The sequence below is a fragment of the Pseudomonas sp. 30_B genome (genome assembly GCF_017491605.1).
GTDB lineage: Bacteria > Pseudomonadota > Gammaproteobacteria > Pseudomonadales > Pseudomonadaceae > Pseudomonas.
In genome coordinates, this window is sequence record NZ_JAFGYY010000412.1 from 1 (window position 1) to 429 (window position 429).

Below are 429 nucleotides of genomic sequence, written 5' to 3' on the forward strand. Positions count from 1 at the left end.
GCGTAAGAACAACCGGGAACCGATCATTCCGATCCATCCCGAACTCAAGGAAGACCTCGACGAGATCCTTGCTCCCACGTACCACCTCATTGTGTACCAGGAGCAGATCATGTCGATCGCCCGAAAACTTGCCGGGTACACCCTGGGTGGCGCCGACCTGTTGCGCCGAGCGATGGGTAAGAAAAAGAAGCACATCCTGGAGGAAAACTTCATCCCCTTCCAGGCGGGTATGCGTGAACACGGTTACTCCGACGATGCCATCCAGACTTTGTGGGACGTCATGGTCCCCTTCGCTGGATACGCCTTTAACAAATCCCACGCTGCTGGCTATGGACTTGTCTCGTATTGGACGGCTTACCTCAAGGCCAACTACCCGGCTGAATACGGCGCTGCTCTGCTGACGAGCGTCGGTGACGATAAAGACAAGAT

Annotated in this window: 1 pseudogene; it reads left to right on the plus strand. The window is 55.5% G+C overall.

The window, feature by feature from the left end:
• A pseudogene (locus J5M67_RS28925) lies at positions 1 to 429 on the plus strand (DNA polymerase III subunit alpha); the annotation flags it as partial.